This window comes from Chryseobacterium gleum (assembly GCF_900636535.1).
Classification (GTDB): domain Bacteria; phylum Bacteroidota; class Bacteroidia; order Flavobacteriales; family Weeksellaceae; genus Chryseobacterium; species Chryseobacterium gleum.
The window spans coordinates 572,676-589,463 of record NZ_LR134289.1 but is presented as its reverse complement, the minus strand read 5'-3'; the positions used below and the strand labels follow the sequence as shown (position 1 = coordinate 589,463).

Genomic DNA, 16,788 nt, shown 5'->3' with positions numbered 1-16,788 from the left:
CTCCGGATCTTTATAATAGTCGATATTTGATTTCAAAAAGGCAGCCACAGTTTTATACTGTGGCTGTTTTTTGATACGAACTCCTTAAATAAAATAATTTTCATATAAAAAGCCTCCCAAAAGAGGCTAAAAACTATTGGATGAATGAAAAACTTATTCTCAAATCTAGGAAAACATTCCTCGGTTCTTTATGAGTACAGTCATAATGAGATATTTAATAGCTAATTACCTTTATTTTCTGACGCATAGCTCCATCCGTATATCCAGTCTAGTTGCTTAATCTGTTTACTGATAAAGAATCTGATAAAAAGATCCCGGAACCAGGCCGTTATCGGGTTTGTTTTTGTTTTGGTATTTCCAACTTTTCTTGCATTTTTTATTATTTTTTCAACTCTGGGCTGCCGCTCGTATTGAAAGGACTGAAAGGCGGCCTCACATTCTTTATTTAATTGTAATTGTTCAGCAATAACAACAGTATCTTCCAGTGCTAACGAAGCTCCCTGTCCTATATGTGGAGAAATACCATGCGCCGCGTCTCCAATAAGGCAGACTTTCCCTTTATACCATTTCGAAAGCCTGGGGAGATCATACACCGGATAAGCAATAATTTCGTAGCTATTCCTGATGATGCGGGAAAATAAAGGGTCATCATTCCTATGAATATCTGCAAGATGGTCTTTGATTTCATCTTTCAGTATCTTTTCTGTTTCCTGTGGTTTCGGCTCCTGATCTCTGAAGTAATTATTAAACCACCATACCTCTCCTTTATCTGAAACCGAATAAGCAAAAAAGCCTCTTTCTCCAAATGTCATCCTTATCGAATCAAGAGGTTCTGAGAGCTCAGCAATTTTGGCATATCCACCGGTAGAAATGAGCTTTGTATATCTGATGACAGACTTTTCCGGGAACAGCTGATTCCTTACCTCAGAAAACATTCCATCGCAGCCAATTATCATATCACCTGTAACGGAAGTTCCATCTGCAAAGTAGGCTGTTACCTGATCTTCTGATTCATTATACCGGACAAATTTTTTATTATATTCAATCTTTATACCGGCTTCAGCTGCTGCCGCCCGGGCATAGGTGTTGAGATTTGCCCTCTTTAACTGCAAGGTCTCTACTCCATACTTCTGTTTTTGATAAGCAGTTCCCAGCTCTGCTATTTGTTTTCCTCTGGCATTAAAAAATTTCATTGAACCCGGAGTGTAATCTTCTTTAAGTTTTTCAAGATCTATAAATTCTTTCAATACATTTAATCCGTTAGGAGTAATGCCTAAAAAGACTCCTTCATTTCTGTTATTTTCAGGTCTTGCTTCAAATATTTCTGGCTGAAAACCTATTTTTTTCAATTGCAAAGCCAGTATCGGGCCGGCAACACCTGCACCTATTATAATTACTTTTTTATTCATTGCTTTCTATATTACATCAAAGGATATGTATGTTTTTCTTCTGCAAGCTATTCTCTGTTGAATTTTTTCTATCTTTAATTCTGATAATCCTGTGTGGTAAAATTATCACACAAAGAAAGAAGAAACTTGTAAAAAAAGGAGTTAAACTAGCAAATCAGGGAGTAATGGGGTTTGAATTGAAAAACAGCGAAAGGATATTTACAGCAGGCTTTGATGAAAACGACTTCAATTCCTATGGTTTTAAAGAAAATGTCTTTAAGACAGATATTCCTTTTGGGCAGATAACGACCAAACAATGGCTCTTTGACGGCATCAGAATGCTTTATTCTGAAACAGAGCTTGAGAAATCCACAGAGCTTGACTGGAAGGGAGATATGGAACTTGTCACGATGCATTTTAATCTGCAGGGAAAAACTTCAATACAGCAACATGGAATGAACAGTTCTTTTGAACTGAATGGGAATCAGCATAATTTATTTTATGGTACCGGTGCTGAAGGTACAATGAAATGGGATGAACCGCAGATGAAATCATTTATGATTCAATTTTCAAAAGAGGCTTTTCTTGCAATATCAAAAGACGGAAATGAATCTCTACAGCAATTTGCAGATAAAATAGTTTCGGGGACTCCCACTGCTTTTTCAGTTTCAAATTTGAATATCGGCTTACCATTACGTACCTGCATCGATTCAATTTTAAATTGTGAATTTTCAAGCGGATCAAAACGGTTGTTTCTTTTTTCAAAGACAATTGAGCTTCTTGTTTTACAGGCAGAATCATTTAATATTGTTGAAAATCACAAACCGGAGTATATAAAAAATGATTACGATAAGGAACGCATTGTTTTTGCCCGTGATTATCTGGTGAAAAATATAAGTTCTCCCCCAACCCTGCCGGAACTGGCAAAGATAGCAGGCATCAATGAATATAAACTAAAACGGGGATTTAAAGAAATTTTTAATCAGACCGCTTTTTCCTATTTGTCGGATTTACGTTTAGAAAAGGCAAAGAATGATTTGATAAACGGTAAAAAGCAGGCAACAGAAATAGCGCTGGAACTAGGCTATTGTTCTTTGCAGCATTTCAGCAGTGCTTTCAAGAAAAAGTTTGGCATTCCTCCGAACCAGGCAAGATATTAACATTAAATATGATTTAAACAAAAAGCTGTAAAGAATCAACTTTACAGCTTCGTTTTCATAGTATGTTTTTAGAATCTTTTTTAGTCTGTTCAGACTACATCTTAGTTTTGGAACTTTACAAAATCCAGGTAAAAAGAAGGGTTACCACCATTGAATGATGCCGGCACTACTCCATTTGTTTTTCCAGCCAACACAGTGTACGTTCCTGGTGCAGCAAAATATAACACCCTGTTCTGATCTCTTGGAAACATAAATGCTGCAGTATTTGATCCGCAGTAGCTTCTCCAGACATCACCAATGCCATTGATATAGAAAAAATAATCATTACAATCAGAATTGATAGCGATCCCACATCGGAAAAAATACCAGCCCTTTGCCGGAATAGTAACCTGAATTCCGGTATTCAATCCGCCACCTCCCGTTCCTCCTGTAAAAGGATTTACCAATGTTCCGGTATAGGGTGTCCAGTTATTGGCAAATGCTGTAGTAACAGTGGAAGACCATGTTGCCAATCCGTTAGCATCACTGGTCAGCACATACCCCAGCTGCTGAGTACCATCTTTGATCTGAAGGGCACCATTGGTAGTTCCGTTATCAATAACAATTTTTGCACTGGCTGCTCCTGCAGGTACTGTATTGGTTCCCACAAGAACTTTTCCTGTACCGTTGATGCTTAAATTGTTTCCTGCCGTAGCAATATCTGTCGGCTGTGAAAGCGTTCCTCCTAATTTTACATCTGTACCGGATAAAGTAAGACCGTTACTTGCCGTGATATTATTATTAATGATTGTTGTCCCGCCATTTCCATTACCTCCGGCCAGCTCGGTAACCGTCATAAATCCTATTCCAGGATTCAGCTGTGCGGTTCCAGCACCTCCGAGCCTTACTTTTACAGAGGTATCAACTGTTGGTTTGTAAATAGCATAGGCTTCCGGCTGGCCGCCAATAGATGTTGCCGGATAATTGTTTATGGCATCCACAACTCCTGTTGTACTGGAAGGAAGAACGGAATTATTGGAAGCATCTACCCATTCGTACACAAAGAATCCTCCTGCCAGCGAAAAATCTGTAGCATGCAGCTGACAACGGAGCACGTAGGTTTTACCTGCTTTCAGATTGAAAACACCTGCGTTATAAGTAATATTGTTGGAAGCAATGACAGATCCGAATGTCACATCCGATCCTGTAGATACTGATTGAGCTGCATTTGGCTTCACAATAATATAGTCTCCTGTAGCAGATGTCCCCGTTGAAAGAAGTTCCCACGTAGAATTCGTTCCGGTAAGTCCCGTGCTCACCAGTTCCACACTCTGATTGGCTGGTACCGAAATACTGGCATTCCCGTTAATTGTTTCCGGAGCGACAGCATTCACGGTGATCTTAAAGTTTGTGTTGTTTTTAATTCTGTAAATCCTTCCTCTGAAGTTTCCAACCCCACTGATAGAAGCTGGTAAGCCGAATACAGCATCTGAACTCCCATTATATGAAACATGGAAATCTGATAATGTTAAATTATAAGTGGCTGTAGTAACCGCTTTATAATTCGCTGCCAATGATCCGTTAATATCCATGGTTGAACCCGGATTGACAGTATTGACCCCAACATTTCCTGCCTGGGCAAAGGCAATAGCCGGACTTAAGGCTATCATTGCAAAGATTAATTTTGTAGAAATTTTAAACATTTATCATTATTTTATTTACATTAATAAACCCGGTTGTTTAACATAATGTAAAAATATCAGAATAAATTCTACAGAAAACATCACCATGCGTAGAAAAAAACTAAGCCATTTGTAGAAAATTTTCTACACTCAAAAAATAGCTTTTATTCATAGAAATCGGTATTATGACATATAGGCTTCATATAGTTTAATAAGGTCGGCCAGATTACTTGTTTTCAGCTTTTTATGAATTCTCTTTTTATAAGTGCTGATGGTTGACATCTGAATATCCATCTCATTTGAAATTTCCAGATTTCCGTTTCCTTTTACCATGAGCATAAAAATTTCATATTCTCTTTCTGATAAACTCTTGATAGCATCCAGTGCAGAAGGCTGCAATAGCTTATTAACAAAACCATTAGGATAATAATTCCCTTCTGAAAACATTTTCATCACAGCTTCAGAAATCGTATCTACCTTACTGAGCTTATTGATGTACCCATCTGCCCCTTCTTTTATATATTGCACGGCAATTTCTTCCTCATAAGCTGAAAAAACAAGTATTTTCAAGGCAGGATCAAGCTGTTTGATTTCTGAGATCATTTTTTTATTTCTGCTTTCAGGCATATTGATATCCAGGATAAGCAAATCAAATTTTTGTCGGGAGATTTTATCGAGGGCTTCGGGATAATCTGAAGCTGTATCTATGAGAACATCAGTAATACGTGATTCTAAAATGATAGCGGTTCCCGTTAATACAATATCATGATCATCTGCTATAAGGATCTTTTTAATCATTTTTTTGTTTTTTTAAGAATTAATTGGAAAGAGGTTCCTTTGGTCTCATTTCTTCTGATTATAATTTTACTTTCCAGCATTTGGAGCAGCTGCAGGATCAGGTGAAGCCCCATACCGTATTTCTGCAATAACAGTTTTTCATTTTCAATGTTCTCCTGAAGCTTGGTATAATATTCAATCTTATGGTCATCCATACCGATTCCCGTATCTGCAATTTCTAAGACAACCGCTTCCTGCTCATCTGATCCGTTAATAGTAATCGTTCCGCTTCTTGTATATTTTACGGAATTATCCATTAAATTATGAATGATAGCAGCCAGAATATTTTTACTGATCTGTATCATTAATCCTTTATCTACATTATTAATAATTGCTGTGTTATGATTGGCTGCAATCTCATCAAAAAGTACTTTCTTTTCCTGCACAAGATCATAGAAGGAATACCAATCTGTTTCATCACTCCTGTATTCACTATATATATCAGCATACTCTTTCAGTGTTTTTGTGAAATTGTACAGCTGGTTAGATGATTTGTAGATAGAATTAAGAATTCTTTCTGTACGGTATGCATTCTTTTCATCATAGTCTAATGCTTCTTTACTGGTTAAAGCAATAAATTTCAATGGTGTGGTAATATCATGGGTAATTGTTCCGATGAGCTTTTTCTGCTGTTCGATTTCTTTTCCCAGCTTTATTTGTGTCATCTCCAGATCTTCTACTGTTTGTGACAGCGCCTTGGTTCTAGATCGTATTACTGCTTCAAGTTCACGGTTTTTCTTTTTATGAAAACTTGTCCGCCATCTTATGGACAAATAAAGCAGGAAAAGTAGCAGGAAAACGATAATCACCTTAAACCATAACGTCTGATAAAAAAAGGGAGGAATAATAATTTTAATTTTTTTGAAAACATATTCCTGCTTATCAGAAACAAGCATTCTGACCACAAGAAAATGGGTACCATGGCCAAGATTGTTGAGAATAAACTTGCGGTCTTTTCCTACGGACAGCCATTTACTGGTTCTGTCATCGTCCACTTTTGCTTCAATGACAATATTATCAGGATTTGCATAATATGGGACATCAATAAACAATTCAATCCGTTTGTTTTCCTGGCTCAGATTGAGGATATTGGTAAACAATCTCTCTTTATCATCAACCAAAGCCCTTTCTATATACAGAGCTGCCGGATAATAACTCTTAACTTTCAAAGGATTAAAAAATACAAGTCCGCTTAATGAAGGTAAAACAAAATCACCGTTTTTCAACTTGTTTCCATTTATGTTGCTTCCCCCATTAAATTCATTGGTACTAAAACCGGCTTCCTTCGAGTATCTGTAGTAATTCAATTTAAAACTCCTGTTCTGTACATATTTTAAAAGCATGCTTTCTCTTATTTTATACAATCCATTATTGGTAGGAATCCAGAAGTAACCATTAGGGTCTTCCAGCAGTGTATGCGGTGACAAAAGATTGCCTTCTGTATCACCAGGCAGCTTTATAAGATGGTCGTTTTTTAAAAGATAAAAGCCTTTTCCAAGCGTGGTTACCCATACATTTCCATCTGCAGTATGTACAATATCACGAACTGATAATTCATTTTTCCCGTTTAAATTGTAGATTTTATTATGACCGACGGATATTCTGTACAATCCTTTTATTGTACCCACTAAAATATCACCGGATTTTGTCAATACCATTTTCGTAGGTTCGCTGGCAAACAGGTATTTTTTCTTTAACGATTTAAAAGGCCAGTCTTCATAAATGCTTAATGTACCTGTGAACTCGGTATTCCCTTTTTTTTGTTTCACGGCCAGCACATAATACTTTCCATTGTCAAAGAAAAAATCTTTCACAGTGTCTTCTCCGGTGGAAATGCTCTGGAAATGTATAAAATCGGACGATTTACTGTATACAAAAAGAGTTTGTTCTCTCCGGGTTACAATATTGCCGTATTTATCAAAATTAAAAAAATAAGATATATTTTTTTCGAAGTTTTTGCTTTTAATGAATCCGTTCCGGTTATAAATTTCCCCTGCCGGATTAATGACACATGAATCATTGTAAGGCTGGATCGCATAAAAAACAGCTGATGATTTTGGGGTGCTCTTTTTCGAAGAGGTGAAATCTGTTAAACTCACTATTTTGAGTCCGTCTGTACTGCTTCCAAGATAAAGTTTTTTGTATTTTTCATCATAGTAAATGCTCATCAGATTGCTTTCACTTATATGCTCCAGCCTGACCAGTTTTGAGAGTGTAAGTGCTCCGTTATTGGAAATTAATCTATAAAGGATATCATTATTCAGGACAAATCCTTGCCCATTGGTTCTGTTCCAGAAAACTTTACTTCTGACATCTGCTACAACAGGCAAATCATAAGAACCTGTAATTTTTCCTTCTTCTATTTTTTTTACTTTTTTAGCGCTTCGGTCAATATAAAACAGTACATCTCCTATCGTAAAGGCATTCGGATCATTTTTATAAAGTGGCTTTACATCAAGTGTTATCTGTGATTTTGAACGAAAATCTTCATAAATAAAGGAATTTTGTGCTATTAAATACCTCCCTTTTCTGAAATCCATAAAAAAATAAACTCCCGGAGAAGGACTGTAGCTGTAGTTTGAAATACACAAATGATAATTGATATTGTCTTTAACAATAATTGTTGGAGATTTTTTTACAGGACTAATTACTTTTGGAAACTTTTGGTGTATCAACACTGTTTTTCCATGATCTCCCGGCGTAAAAATGCTGTCTTTAGCAGGATCACCGTAAAAATAGGTAAACCGCTGACTGTTCAGTGGAAAGTTTTTATGAACAAAAAAATTAAGTCCGTCATATCTTACAATTCCATTTTCTGTAGTCAGCCAGATAAAGCCATATTTATCTTTTATAATATCTTTTACACTATTCTGAGGAAGTCCGTTATCTGTGTTGAAAACCTGCTCCGTGTACTGTTGGGAATAAAACAAGAGAAAAGCAAACAGAAAACCAACTGTAAGAATATTTCTACGCAACAAACCAATCATTTTTATCAATAGCGTAAATATAATTCATTTGAAACACTTTATTATTAAATTATACATCAATCACACAAAAACATCTGTATTTTTTTCCGATATATTTCGGATAACCTTTGAATTTACTTTAATAACCGAAGCTGTATTAATGTTTATTATTACTGTCTGTTTCATCGTGTAAAAAATCAATCATGTTTCAGAATATTCTAACACACACATCTCCAGTATGTTTCATTAATTAGTATTTTTGAAGATAAAATTTTTAATCTTTATTATGATTACAAAGAAATCAATTTTAGTTATTGTATTATTCTCATCAATATCATTATGCTTTTCTCAAAATACAGTAAGCAGGCAGCAGGCCAAGGATGATATTGACTATTACAGTAAAACGGTTTTGGACTCTCATTACAGCCCTTTCCTGTTTATATCTCAAAAGCAATACAATACGGAAGTGGATAAGATTAAAAACAAACTGCCGGATCAGTTATCATTAAAGGAAATGACTTTGGTGATGTATCAGGTAAGTGCTCTTTTGCAGGATGCCCATTCCAATCCGGGCATTTCCCAGTCTTTCATGAAAGAGGACTTTTCCAAACCCATTTTCTTTCCGCTGTTACTCGTTTCAGATCATGAAAAATTATATTCATCAGCAAATACAGGACAAATACCTGCAGGATCAGCAATTCTCAGTATTAATGGGCAAGATATTGAATCTTTGTTCCAGAACATGAAAAAGAATATCGGCGGAACCAGCCAGTTCAGAGATATTATATCCCTGAAATTATTCAGCTATTTTCTGTATCTGGAAAATATAACCGCTCCTTTCTCTGTAAAGTATAAGTTACCTGAAGGAGATATCAGAGAAATTACCATTAATGAAGGAATGAAGTTCAGAGATTTCCTGGCTTTATCAATGCCGGGAATTGCAAAGCCTTATGATTTCAAAATCATCAATCATAAACTGGCTTATTTGGACTTCAGGAGTATGTCCGGAAATATGGATGATTTTGATAAGTTCCTCAGTGAGACATTTTCAACAATAAGAAAAGAAAATATTAAAGATTTAGCCATTGATCTCCGGAACAACAGCGGTGGAAATTCTATTCTGGGAGACCTGTTGCTAAGCTATATTACAGATCAGAAATATTCTTTGCAAGGCAGCAAACGCTGGAAAATAAGCCAGATTTATAAAGACAAACTCATCGCAGACCATAATACCGAAAGTGAATATCTGAAAATGGAGAACGGAACCGTCTGGGAAACAGGAAACTGTAAACCGGATTTTAATAAATTTAAAAATGATCCTGTTTTTAAAGGAAAAGTATATGTGTTAACTGGTCCTTTTACCTTTTCAAGCGCCAATCTTGTAGCAGACGGAATGAAGCAGTACAAACTGGCAGAGCTTGTAGGTGAGCCAACGGGTGAATATACCAATGATTTTGGTGAAGCCTTTATGTTTACCCTTCCCAACAGTAAAATTCAAATGCGGAGTACTTCATCCATGAGCTTCGGTGCTGACTGCAATACAAGTAGTTATACCCCCGTAGTTCCTGATATCCTCATAGTTCCGACATTGCAGGATAAGATTAATGGTATTGATAAGCCCCTGGAATATATATTAAAAGCAGTGAAAACAAATAAGGAGACTAATTGATAATCTCCCCATTGCTGTTTTCCAGTTTTTCACGGAACCGTTGAAGATCTTCAGGCGCCGGTCTGGTCCATTCTGTAACTTCCCCGATAATTTTCAAAGGCATTTCGGAGCGGTAAGAGCGGGTGGGATTTCCGGGAAATTTTTTATCGGTAACATTCGGATCGTTTTCAAAATTTCCTGTTGGCTCTACAATATAGACACGTTCTTTATCCTCCCCTTTTGCCAATGCAGCAGCAAGTCCTGCCCCGTTAACCAAAGCCGTAAAATAGATATGATTCATTTTCAGATCAGACTGGTAGTTGGAGTTCCCTCCTGCCGTCAGTAAGTCTCCAACCTTTAAATCTGCTTTTGTTCCATGATAAAAAGGGCCTTTATCAGACGGATGGTTTTTTAACTGCAATGCCAGTTCAGCATTCTTTTCTGACATTTCCGTATCTCCTGATTTTCCGTAGCACTGAGCAATTTTCTGGTAAAGAGCAGGCAGCGCACTTTTAACGGTATCATCATTTATTTTTAAAGCAAAATCCAATGATGTTTCCAGCCATTTTAACTCATCTGCAGTTGTTTTTTGATGACGGGCAACATAATGAGCAGCCAGAAATTTTTCGTGATCATCCGTTGCTTCATTCCAGGCTTGCAAAAACAGTCTTCCTGCCTCCTCTGACATTCCGTTTTCTTCCATGGCCATGCCTTGCAGACATAGTTTAACCACATTATTAAAAGGTGAGAATTCCATGCTTTATTTTTTAATTGTTTTAAAATTGTTTCGGTAGATCTGACAAATGTATACAAATACGATGAAACGGAAAGCATAGTCAAAAAGAACTTTAACCATCTTATTGATAAAGATATTTTTATTTGATTTAAAAACAGACTATACAAGCCCTTTTCAGGAAAGGCCATTTTTTTTCATTATATTTACTTAACATCAAGCAATAAATAAATTAATTTCTATAACTTTTTACTTTCAAATGAACGAAATTAATCTAGTTTAATTTCAATCCAACTTAGCCTTATTACATTTGCTAAAGAATTAAGACAACACATAATTACAAAATAACTTAATCATCAACATTAAAAATTTAAAGCTATGAGTACATTAACATTAAAAGACGGAACTGAAATTTTTTATAAAGACCAGGGAGAAGGACCTGTACTGATGTTTCACCACGGGTGGCCACTATCATCCGATGACTGGGATGCACAGGTGATCTTTTTCTTACAGAGAGGTTACAGGGTTATTACCCATGACAGAAGAGGCCATGGCCGCTCAAGCCAGAATATTTATAATCATACTATTGAACAATATGCTTCTGATGCTGCAGAACTTGTTGAGTTTCTTGGTTTGAAAGACGTTGTTCATATAGGACATTCTACCGGAGGTGGTGAAGTGATCCGATATGTACATAAATATGCTAATGGAAGAGCAAAAAAAGCAGTATTGATCAGTGCCGTTCCGCCGGTTATGGTAAAAAGTGAAACGAATCCTGACGGCGTTCCTATGGAAGTTTTTGATAATATCAGGGAACAGACCATGAACAACAGAAACCAGTTTTATTATGATCTGACATTCCCTTTCTATGGGTATAACAGAGAAGGTGCCAATGTAAAAGACGGAGTTCAGAGAAACTGGTGGAGACAAGGTGTGATGGGAGGAATTGTTGCTCATTATGACGGTATTAAAGCATTCTCTGAAACGGATTTCACAGAAGATCTGAAAGCAGTTGATATTCCGGTTCTGGTAATGCACGGAGATGATGACCAGATTGTCCCTATCGAAAATTCTGCGATAAAATCAGCTAAATTATTAAAGAACGGTAAACTGATTGTCTATCCTGGTTTCCCTCACGGTATGCCGACTACAGAGCATGAAACGATTAATAAAGACCTTTTGGAATTTATCCAGTCTTAACAAACTATACATAAAAAGGTGGACTGAATTGTCCACCTTTTTTCATCTGCATATTTGTAAACAAAAAAAACGCTCTAAAAGCGGTTTTTTATTCTGTTATCTCTTTTCTAAAACAATCTGTTATGCAGAGATCTTAGGGCTTCTATCTTATAAACAGACGGAACCAGTAATGAAATATTATTTTCACTTCCTCCATAAGAAATCATACGGATCGGAATATGCTTTACCGCTTCAGAGACAATAGTTGCGTATCCGTGATTTTCTTTTCTGAAATCTCCGACAATACAGATGATAGATTGCTCATTGTCAATTTCCACAGCTGAGAAGAACTCAAGTTCTTTTACAATTTCAGAAAGCTGGTCTGTCTGATCTATGGTAAGAGAAACAGCTACCTCAGAAGTCGTAATCATATCTATCGGAGTTTTATAACGTTCAAAAACCTCAAAAACTTTTCTCAAAAAGCCATACGCCATCAGCATACGGGAAGACTGGATGCGGATTGCCGTAATCCCGTCTTTGGCTGCAATTGCTACTATCTGATTCTGATTGGAAATTTCTCCTGAAATCAATGTTCCGGCCGCACTTGGATTCATTGTATCCAGTAATCTTACAGGAACATTATATTTTCTTGCAGGGAAAACACTTTGAGGATGAAGGATTTTGGCTCCAAAGTAAGATAATTCGGCAGCTTCATCGAAGCTAAGTCTGGCAATGGATTTGGTATTCTGAACATATCTCGGATCATTATTGTGGAAGCCGTCAATATCTGTCCAGATCTGAATTTCCTCTACCTGCAAGGCTGCTCCCAGTAATGAAGCGGTATAATCTGATCCTCCCCTTTGCAGATTATCAATTTCCCCCTGAGCATTTCTGCAAATATATCCCTGGGTTATAAATAAGGTTTCTTCCTGATATTTTGCTATTTCAAGACCAGCATGTTTTCTGATGTAATCAATATCCGGTTCTTTATCTTCATCAATCAGCATAAAATCCAATGCCGATAACAGAACGGAAGAAATTTCTTTTTCCTTTAAATGTAAATGAAACAGAGTTGTAGAAATAATCTCGCCCTGTGCCAATATAACACGCTCTGCACTGGAAGTGAAGTTTTTATTTTTGAATTGATAAAACAGATCAAAGATTTTATCAATAAAAGATGAAGCTTCCTGAATACCTTCTTCTGTTTTAAATAATTTATTTACAAAGTTTTTATATTTTTCATATAGTACATCAATATGTTTGTAGGCTCCCTCAATATCCTTCTTCTCATACAGTTCTGATAACTTTACCAGATCATTTGTTGTACCGGATACTGCTGATAAAACAACCAGGTGTTTATCCGCTGCCTGAGATCTGATAATGGGTAATAACTGTTCAATCCTTTCCGGGCTTCCTACTGAAGTCCCTCCAAATTTTAGTACTTTCATAATTTATTAATTGTTAAATATTTCTCAAAAAAAAAGAGCCTGTCGTGATGACAAGCTCCTGATTTATTTTAGTTTCTAACCAAAGGAAAATGACTCACGACGTTCGACGTAAGTACTGTTTCTTTCCCTTTTTTAAGTTAGATAATATCATTATTTCTTTTTTTGCTGGGCAAATATACAAATTTTTGCAAATAAAAAATTAATTTCCGATATTTTCTTTATGATGTTACATTTCCCATCCTATCAGATTGTTGATAAGATACTTAAGCATTAGATTTTCTTTTTTACTTTATTATTCTTATGGTTTTAAATCTTCAAATTGTTTGTCAGCAGGAAGAATGTGCTGTACTTTTTCAACTGATAATTCTTTTGCAACTTCAAATTCGGCGGTCTGCCTGATATCCAGCGATGAAGCTCCTACCAGAATTTTATACGTTCCGGCTTCAGCAATCCAGGCTGATTTTCCCGTTTCAAACGAAGCTAAATCTTTCTTGCTTAAAGTCAAAATAACAGTCTGGGATTCACCTGGATTTAATTCTTTTGTTTTTGCATAAGCTTTTAATTCAGATTTTGGTTTGTCAATGGTCTTTCCAGGTGCAGAAAGATATAATTCAACGATTTCTTTTCCCGGTACCTTTCCTGTATTTTTAATATTGACACTTACTTCTATTGAATTATTAAATGTCTTTGAACTGGTTTTAATATTAGAATACTCAAAATCAGTATACGACTTTCCATACCCGAATTCAAACGAAGGTTTTATTCCAAAAGTATTAAAATAACGATATCCTACGTAAATACCTTCCTTATAAGTTACCTCTGTAGGATTATCCGATGGTTCACCCGGAAAATTCTTTGCTGATGCATGATCTGCATAATTTACAGGAAATGTCATTGTCAGTTTTCCGGAAGGATTTACTTTCCCGGAAATCACATCTGCAACGGAATGCCCTCCTTCCTGGCCAGGCTGCCAGGCCAATAAAACAGCATCTACCTTATCTTTCCACGAAGCAGTTTCAATCACCCCACCAATGTTCAGTATAGCCACCACTTTTTTTCCTTTTGCATGGAAAGCTTTGGAAATTTTATCAAGCATTTCTATTTCCTCCGTGGCCAGATTAAAGTCATTGTTCACTACTCTATCCCCTCCTTCACCGGAATTTCTTCCCAATGTTACAAAAGCAATTTCAGAAGTTTCCGCTTTTTTAGCGATGAAAGCATCATCCATTTTCATTTCTGGAAGCCTCTCCGGCAAAGCTAAAATTCCCCGTGCTTTTCTCCTTTCCTTTTCTGCTGCAGCTTCTTTTTCAGCATGCGGTTTATACAATTCTACCAGCTCCTTGTCTAATTTATACCCCGCAGCATTCAGTCCTTCCAAAAGAGAAACCGTATGTTTGTTGTTGACACTGCCACTTCCTGTACCTCCTGTAATCCACGCATAGGAAGTCACTCCAAACAAGGAAACCTCTTTCTGCCTGTCTGCAAAAGGTAAAACATTGTTTTCATTTTTAAGCAACACCATTCCTTCTGCTGCCGCGCTTCTGGTTACTACGGCATGCGCGTTCAGATCCGGTCGGTCACTATATTTATAGTGTGCAAATGTTGGTGTCCCGAAAATATATTTCAAAATTCTTTTCACATTCAGATCTGCCACTTCTTGTGGTAATCGGCCTGAATCCAAAGCTTCCAGCAATACCTTTTTCTGTGCCGGAATTCCAGGCATCAAAAGGTCATTTCCTGCATTCATCTGCTTGACTACATCAGAAATTCCTCCTGTTCTGATGGATTCAAATCCGGGAAAGCCACCGAACCAATCCGTCATTACAATGCCCCTGAATCCCCATTCGTTTCTTAAAACCTGGGTCAGTAAGTCTCTGGAATCTGAAGTATACACTCCATTCACTTTGTTATAAGATGACATTACAGTCCAGGGCTGGGATTCTTTTACGGTGATTTCAAAATTTCTCAGATATAATTCTCTCAATGCTCTTTCAGACACATGTGCATTGATTGTTAAACGATTGGTCTCCTCATTATTGGCAGCAAAATGTTTGACAGAAGTTCCCACTCCCCGGGACTGGACTCCGTTAACAATAGCCGCAGCAGTTTTCCCTGAAATTAAGGGATCTTCTGAATAATACTCGAAATTCCTCCCATTTAATGGATTTCTCTGAATATTCAAGGCAGGCGCCAGCAAAACATCAACACCGTATTCTTTCACTTCATTCCCCATTGCTTTTCCAACTTCTTCCAATAAGGATTTGTTCCAGGTTGAAGCCAAAGCCGTTCCTACAGGAAATGCTGTTGCATAGTACGTTTTGGAATCATTTTCTCTTGTTGGTGCAATTCTTAAGCCTGCAGGCCCATCCGCAACAACAGTAGCCGGAATTCCGAATCTGTCCAGATTCGCTGTTCCACCTGCAGCTCCGGGAACCAGGCCTTTTTTTGTGTCTCCTACAGGTCCGGTTAAGACTTCAATTCCGGGCATTCCTGTTCCAACCAACAGATCAACCTTTTCTTTATTGGTCATTTGGCTGATGATAACATCAATTCTTTGATCAACCGGAAGTCTTGTATCTTCCCAGATGTCCAGTTTACCATTCTTGTTAAGATCTGTGAACGTTTTTCCACCAACAGTAATTGTTGGATTATTTTGAGCCTTTGTAAGAGGTGACACCCCCATTAAAACCAAAAACAATACCGAATATTTGTTCCCGGAAAAAAGTCCGATCAGTGTTGATTTATTCTTATTCATATTTAGATTTAGTTTTTATTAAACAGAGCATAAGCTTGAAATATGCTATTCTAAAAAACACAGCATATTCTGCCCTGGGACAGAAAATGCCATGAAAGAAACTATATAAAAAGTATTAAATTGATTAAATAACTACAAAAAGTTATGGAATCTCAGCCAGTCGAGATATACATCAGACCATTTGTCGACAGGTAAGTTCTGTTTTCCCATACCAAAGCCATGGCCTCCTTTTTCATAGATATGAAGTTCAGCGGGCTGCCCTGCTTCCAGCCATTTGTTATACAATACAACTGATTTTGGTGCCAGTTTCAGTTGATCATCACTTGCGGCACAGATAAACATTGGAAGAACAGCTTTAGGAACTTCGGTATTTAGAATTTCCTGGCTTGGTCCGCCATAAATGGATGCCGCAAAGTTTGGCAGCGTTGAAGCATCTTTACTATGCAGGACACTCTCTAAAATTACACTGGCACCGGCAGAAAACCCGATCACTCCGAGTTTTTCAGGATTGATCTTTAGTTCTTTTGCGTGCGTTCTGATGTATGAGATGGCAGTTCTGATGTCCTCTCCGGCCATCACTTTAACAGGAGCTGTTTTGGCATCAAAAGCATTTCTGTCTTTGATATTCTCCATCATTTCTTTGGCAGGGTCATTGGATTTCGTTTCCAGCAGTCTGTATTTTAGAACGACTGCTGTAATTCCGTTTTCTGCAAGCTTTTTTGCCAGATCAACTCCTTCGCGGTTGATGGATAAGCTTTGAAAACCACCGCCGGGAGCAATAACAACAACTGTTCCGTTGGCCCTGGTTTTATCTGCCTCAAAAACCAGTATCGAAGGCTGGGACACATTGAAAACAACTTCCGTTTTGAACAGCTCGCTGAATTGCTGAGCTTCTTTCTGCGTCCAGTTTTCTGTTCCCGGTGCCTTTCCCTGATATAAAGGAATAGATTTCTGTGCATATGCATGGTTTATTCCTGAGATAAATAGTGCTGCTATGAATATTCTTTTCATTT

11 protein-coding genes are annotated in these 16,788 nt (G+C 37.1%); 3 read left to right on the top strand and 8 right to left on the bottom strand.

Going from position 1 to position 16,788, the window contains the following annotated elements:
- Positions 1-221: 221 nt before the first annotated feature.
- Positions 222-1,409 (bottom strand): FAD-dependent oxidoreductase, encoded by a 1,188-nt coding sequence (locus EL165_RS02645; RefSeq protein WP_002979702.1) that lies wholly within the window; start codon positions 1,407-1,409, stop codon positions 222-224.
- A gap of 164 nt (positions 1,410-1,573) precedes the next feature.
- Here EL165_RS02645 and EL165_RS02640 point away from each other — a divergent pair, with 164 nt between their 5' ends.
- Positions 1,574-2,548 (top strand): helix-turn-helix domain-containing protein, encoded by a 975-nt coding sequence (locus tag EL165_RS02640; protein ID WP_041461788.1) that lies wholly within the window; start codon positions 1,574-1,576, stop codon positions 2,546-2,548.
- 101 nt (positions 2,549-2,649) lie between these two features.
- On the opposite strand, the gene EL165_RS02635 is transcribed toward EL165_RS02640, so the two are convergent.
- The 3 genes from EL165_RS02635 to EL165_RS02625 form a co-directional block, all read right to left on the bottom strand.
- Positions 2,650-4,230, bottom strand: coding sequence for an autotransporter outer membrane beta-barrel domain-containing protein (locus EL165_RS02635; RefSeq protein WP_002979706.1), 1,581 nt, complete (start codon positions 4,228-4,230; stop codon positions 2,650-2,652).
- Positions 4,231-4,392: 162 nt separating this feature from the next.
- Positions 4,393-5,007, bottom strand: coding sequence for a response regulator transcription factor (locus tag EL165_RS02630; RefSeq protein WP_002979708.1), 615 nt, complete (start codon positions 5,005-5,007; stop codon positions 4,393-4,395).
- On the bottom strand, positions 5,004-8,033 hold the full coding sequence (locus EL165_RS02625) for a sensor histidine kinase (protein ID WP_002979711.1): 3,030 nt from the start codon (positions 8,031-8,033) through the stop codon (positions 5,004-5,006). Before EL165_RS02625 ends, EL165_RS02630 begins: the two co-directional genes overlap by 4 nt.
- Positions 8,034-8,298: 265 nt before the next feature.
- On the opposite strand from EL165_RS02625, the gene EL165_RS02620 reads away from it, so the two are divergent.
- Complete coding sequence (locus EL165_RS02620; RefSeq protein WP_002979713.1) at positions 8,299-9,681, top strand: S41 family peptidase; 1,383 nt, start codon at positions 8,299-8,301, stop codon at positions 9,679-9,681.
- Here the strand turns inward: EL165_RS02620 and arr are convergent.
- Complete coding sequence (gene arr, locus EL165_RS26545; RefSeq protein WP_343687194.1) at positions 9,674-10,108, bottom strand: NAD(+)--rifampin ADP-ribosyltransferase; 435 nt, start codon at positions 10,106-10,108, stop codon at positions 9,674-9,676. The two genes, EL165_RS02620 and arr, sit on opposite strands and share 8 nt — an antisense overlap.
- Before the next feature lie 663 nt (positions 10,109-10,771).
- Here arr and EL165_RS02610 point away from each other — a divergent pair.
- The gene (locus tag EL165_RS02610; RefSeq protein WP_002979718.1) at positions 10,772-11,593 is read left to right on the top strand and encodes an alpha/beta fold hydrolase; all 822 of its coding nucleotides are present in this window, start codon (positions 10,772-10,774) and stop codon (positions 11,591-11,593) included.
- A gap of 107 nt (positions 11,594-11,700) precedes the next feature.
- On the opposite strand, the gene EL165_RS02605 is transcribed toward EL165_RS02610, so the two are convergent.
- The 3 genes from EL165_RS02605 to EL165_RS02595 form a co-directional block, all read right to left on the bottom strand.
- Positions 11,701-13,020 carry an aspartate kinase gene (locus tag EL165_RS02605; protein ID WP_002979719.1) on the bottom strand — a complete coding sequence of 440 codons (1,320 nt, stop codon included), beginning with the start codon at positions 13,018-13,020 and terminating at the stop codon, positions 11,701-11,703.
- Positions 13,021-13,318: 298 nt separating this feature from the next.
- Positions 13,319-15,775 carry a glycoside hydrolase family 3 N-terminal domain-containing protein gene (locus EL165_RS02600; RefSeq protein ID WP_002979720.1) on the bottom strand — a complete coding sequence of 819 codons (2,457 nt, stop codon included), beginning with the start codon at positions 15,773-15,775 and terminating at the stop codon, positions 13,319-13,321.
- A 132-nt stretch (positions 15,776-15,907) separates the two neighbouring features.
- Positions 15,908-16,786, bottom strand: coding sequence for an alpha/beta hydrolase (locus tag EL165_RS02595; protein ID WP_002979721.1), 879 nt, complete (start codon positions 16,784-16,786; stop codon positions 15,908-15,910).
- Positions 16,787-16,788 lie beyond the last annotated feature (2 nt).

Excerpts from the sequence above, each read along its gene's own strand:
- EL165_RS02610 (WP_002979718.1), top strand. The coding sequence starts at position 10,772 with ATGAGTACATTAACATTAAAAGACGGAACTGAAATTTTTTATAAAGAC.
- EL165_RS02635 (WP_002979706.1), bottom strand. The coding sequence starts at position 4,230 with ATGTTTAAAATTTCTACAAAATTAATCTTTGCAATGATAGCCTTAAGT.
- EL165_RS02595 (WP_002979721.1), bottom strand. The coding sequence starts at position 16,786 with ATGAAAAGAATATTCATAGCAGCACTATTTATCTCAGGAATAAACCAT.
- arr (WP_343687194.1), bottom strand. The coding sequence starts at position 10,108 with ATGTCAGAAAAGAATGCTGAACTGGCATTGCAGTTAAAAAACCATCCG.
- EL165_RS02600 (WP_002979720.1), bottom strand. The coding sequence starts at position 15,775 with ATGAATAAGAATAAATCAACACTGATCGGACTTTTTTCCGGGAACAAA.
- EL165_RS02645 (WP_002979702.1), bottom strand. The coding sequence starts at position 1,409 with ATGAATAAAAAAGTAATTATAATAGGTGCAGGTGTTGCCGGCCCGATA.
- EL165_RS02640 (WP_041461788.1), top strand. The coding sequence starts at position 1,574 with ATGGGGTTTGAATTGAAAAACAGCGAAAGGATATTTACAGCAGGCTTT.
- EL165_RS02605 (WP_002979719.1), bottom strand. The coding sequence starts at position 13,020 with ATGAAAGTACTAAAATTTGGAGGGACTTCAGTAGGAAGCCCGGAAAGG.
- EL165_RS02630 (WP_002979708.1), bottom strand. The coding sequence starts at position 5,007 with ATGATTAAAAAGATCCTTATAGCAGATGATCATGATATTGTATTAACG.
- EL165_RS02620 (WP_002979713.1), top strand. The coding sequence starts at position 8,299 with ATGATTACAAAGAAATCAATTTTAGTTATTGTATTATTCTCATCAATA.
- EL165_RS02625 (WP_002979711.1), bottom strand. The coding sequence starts at position 8,033 with ATGATTGGTTTGTTGCGTAGAAATATTCTTACAGTTGGTTTTCTGTTT.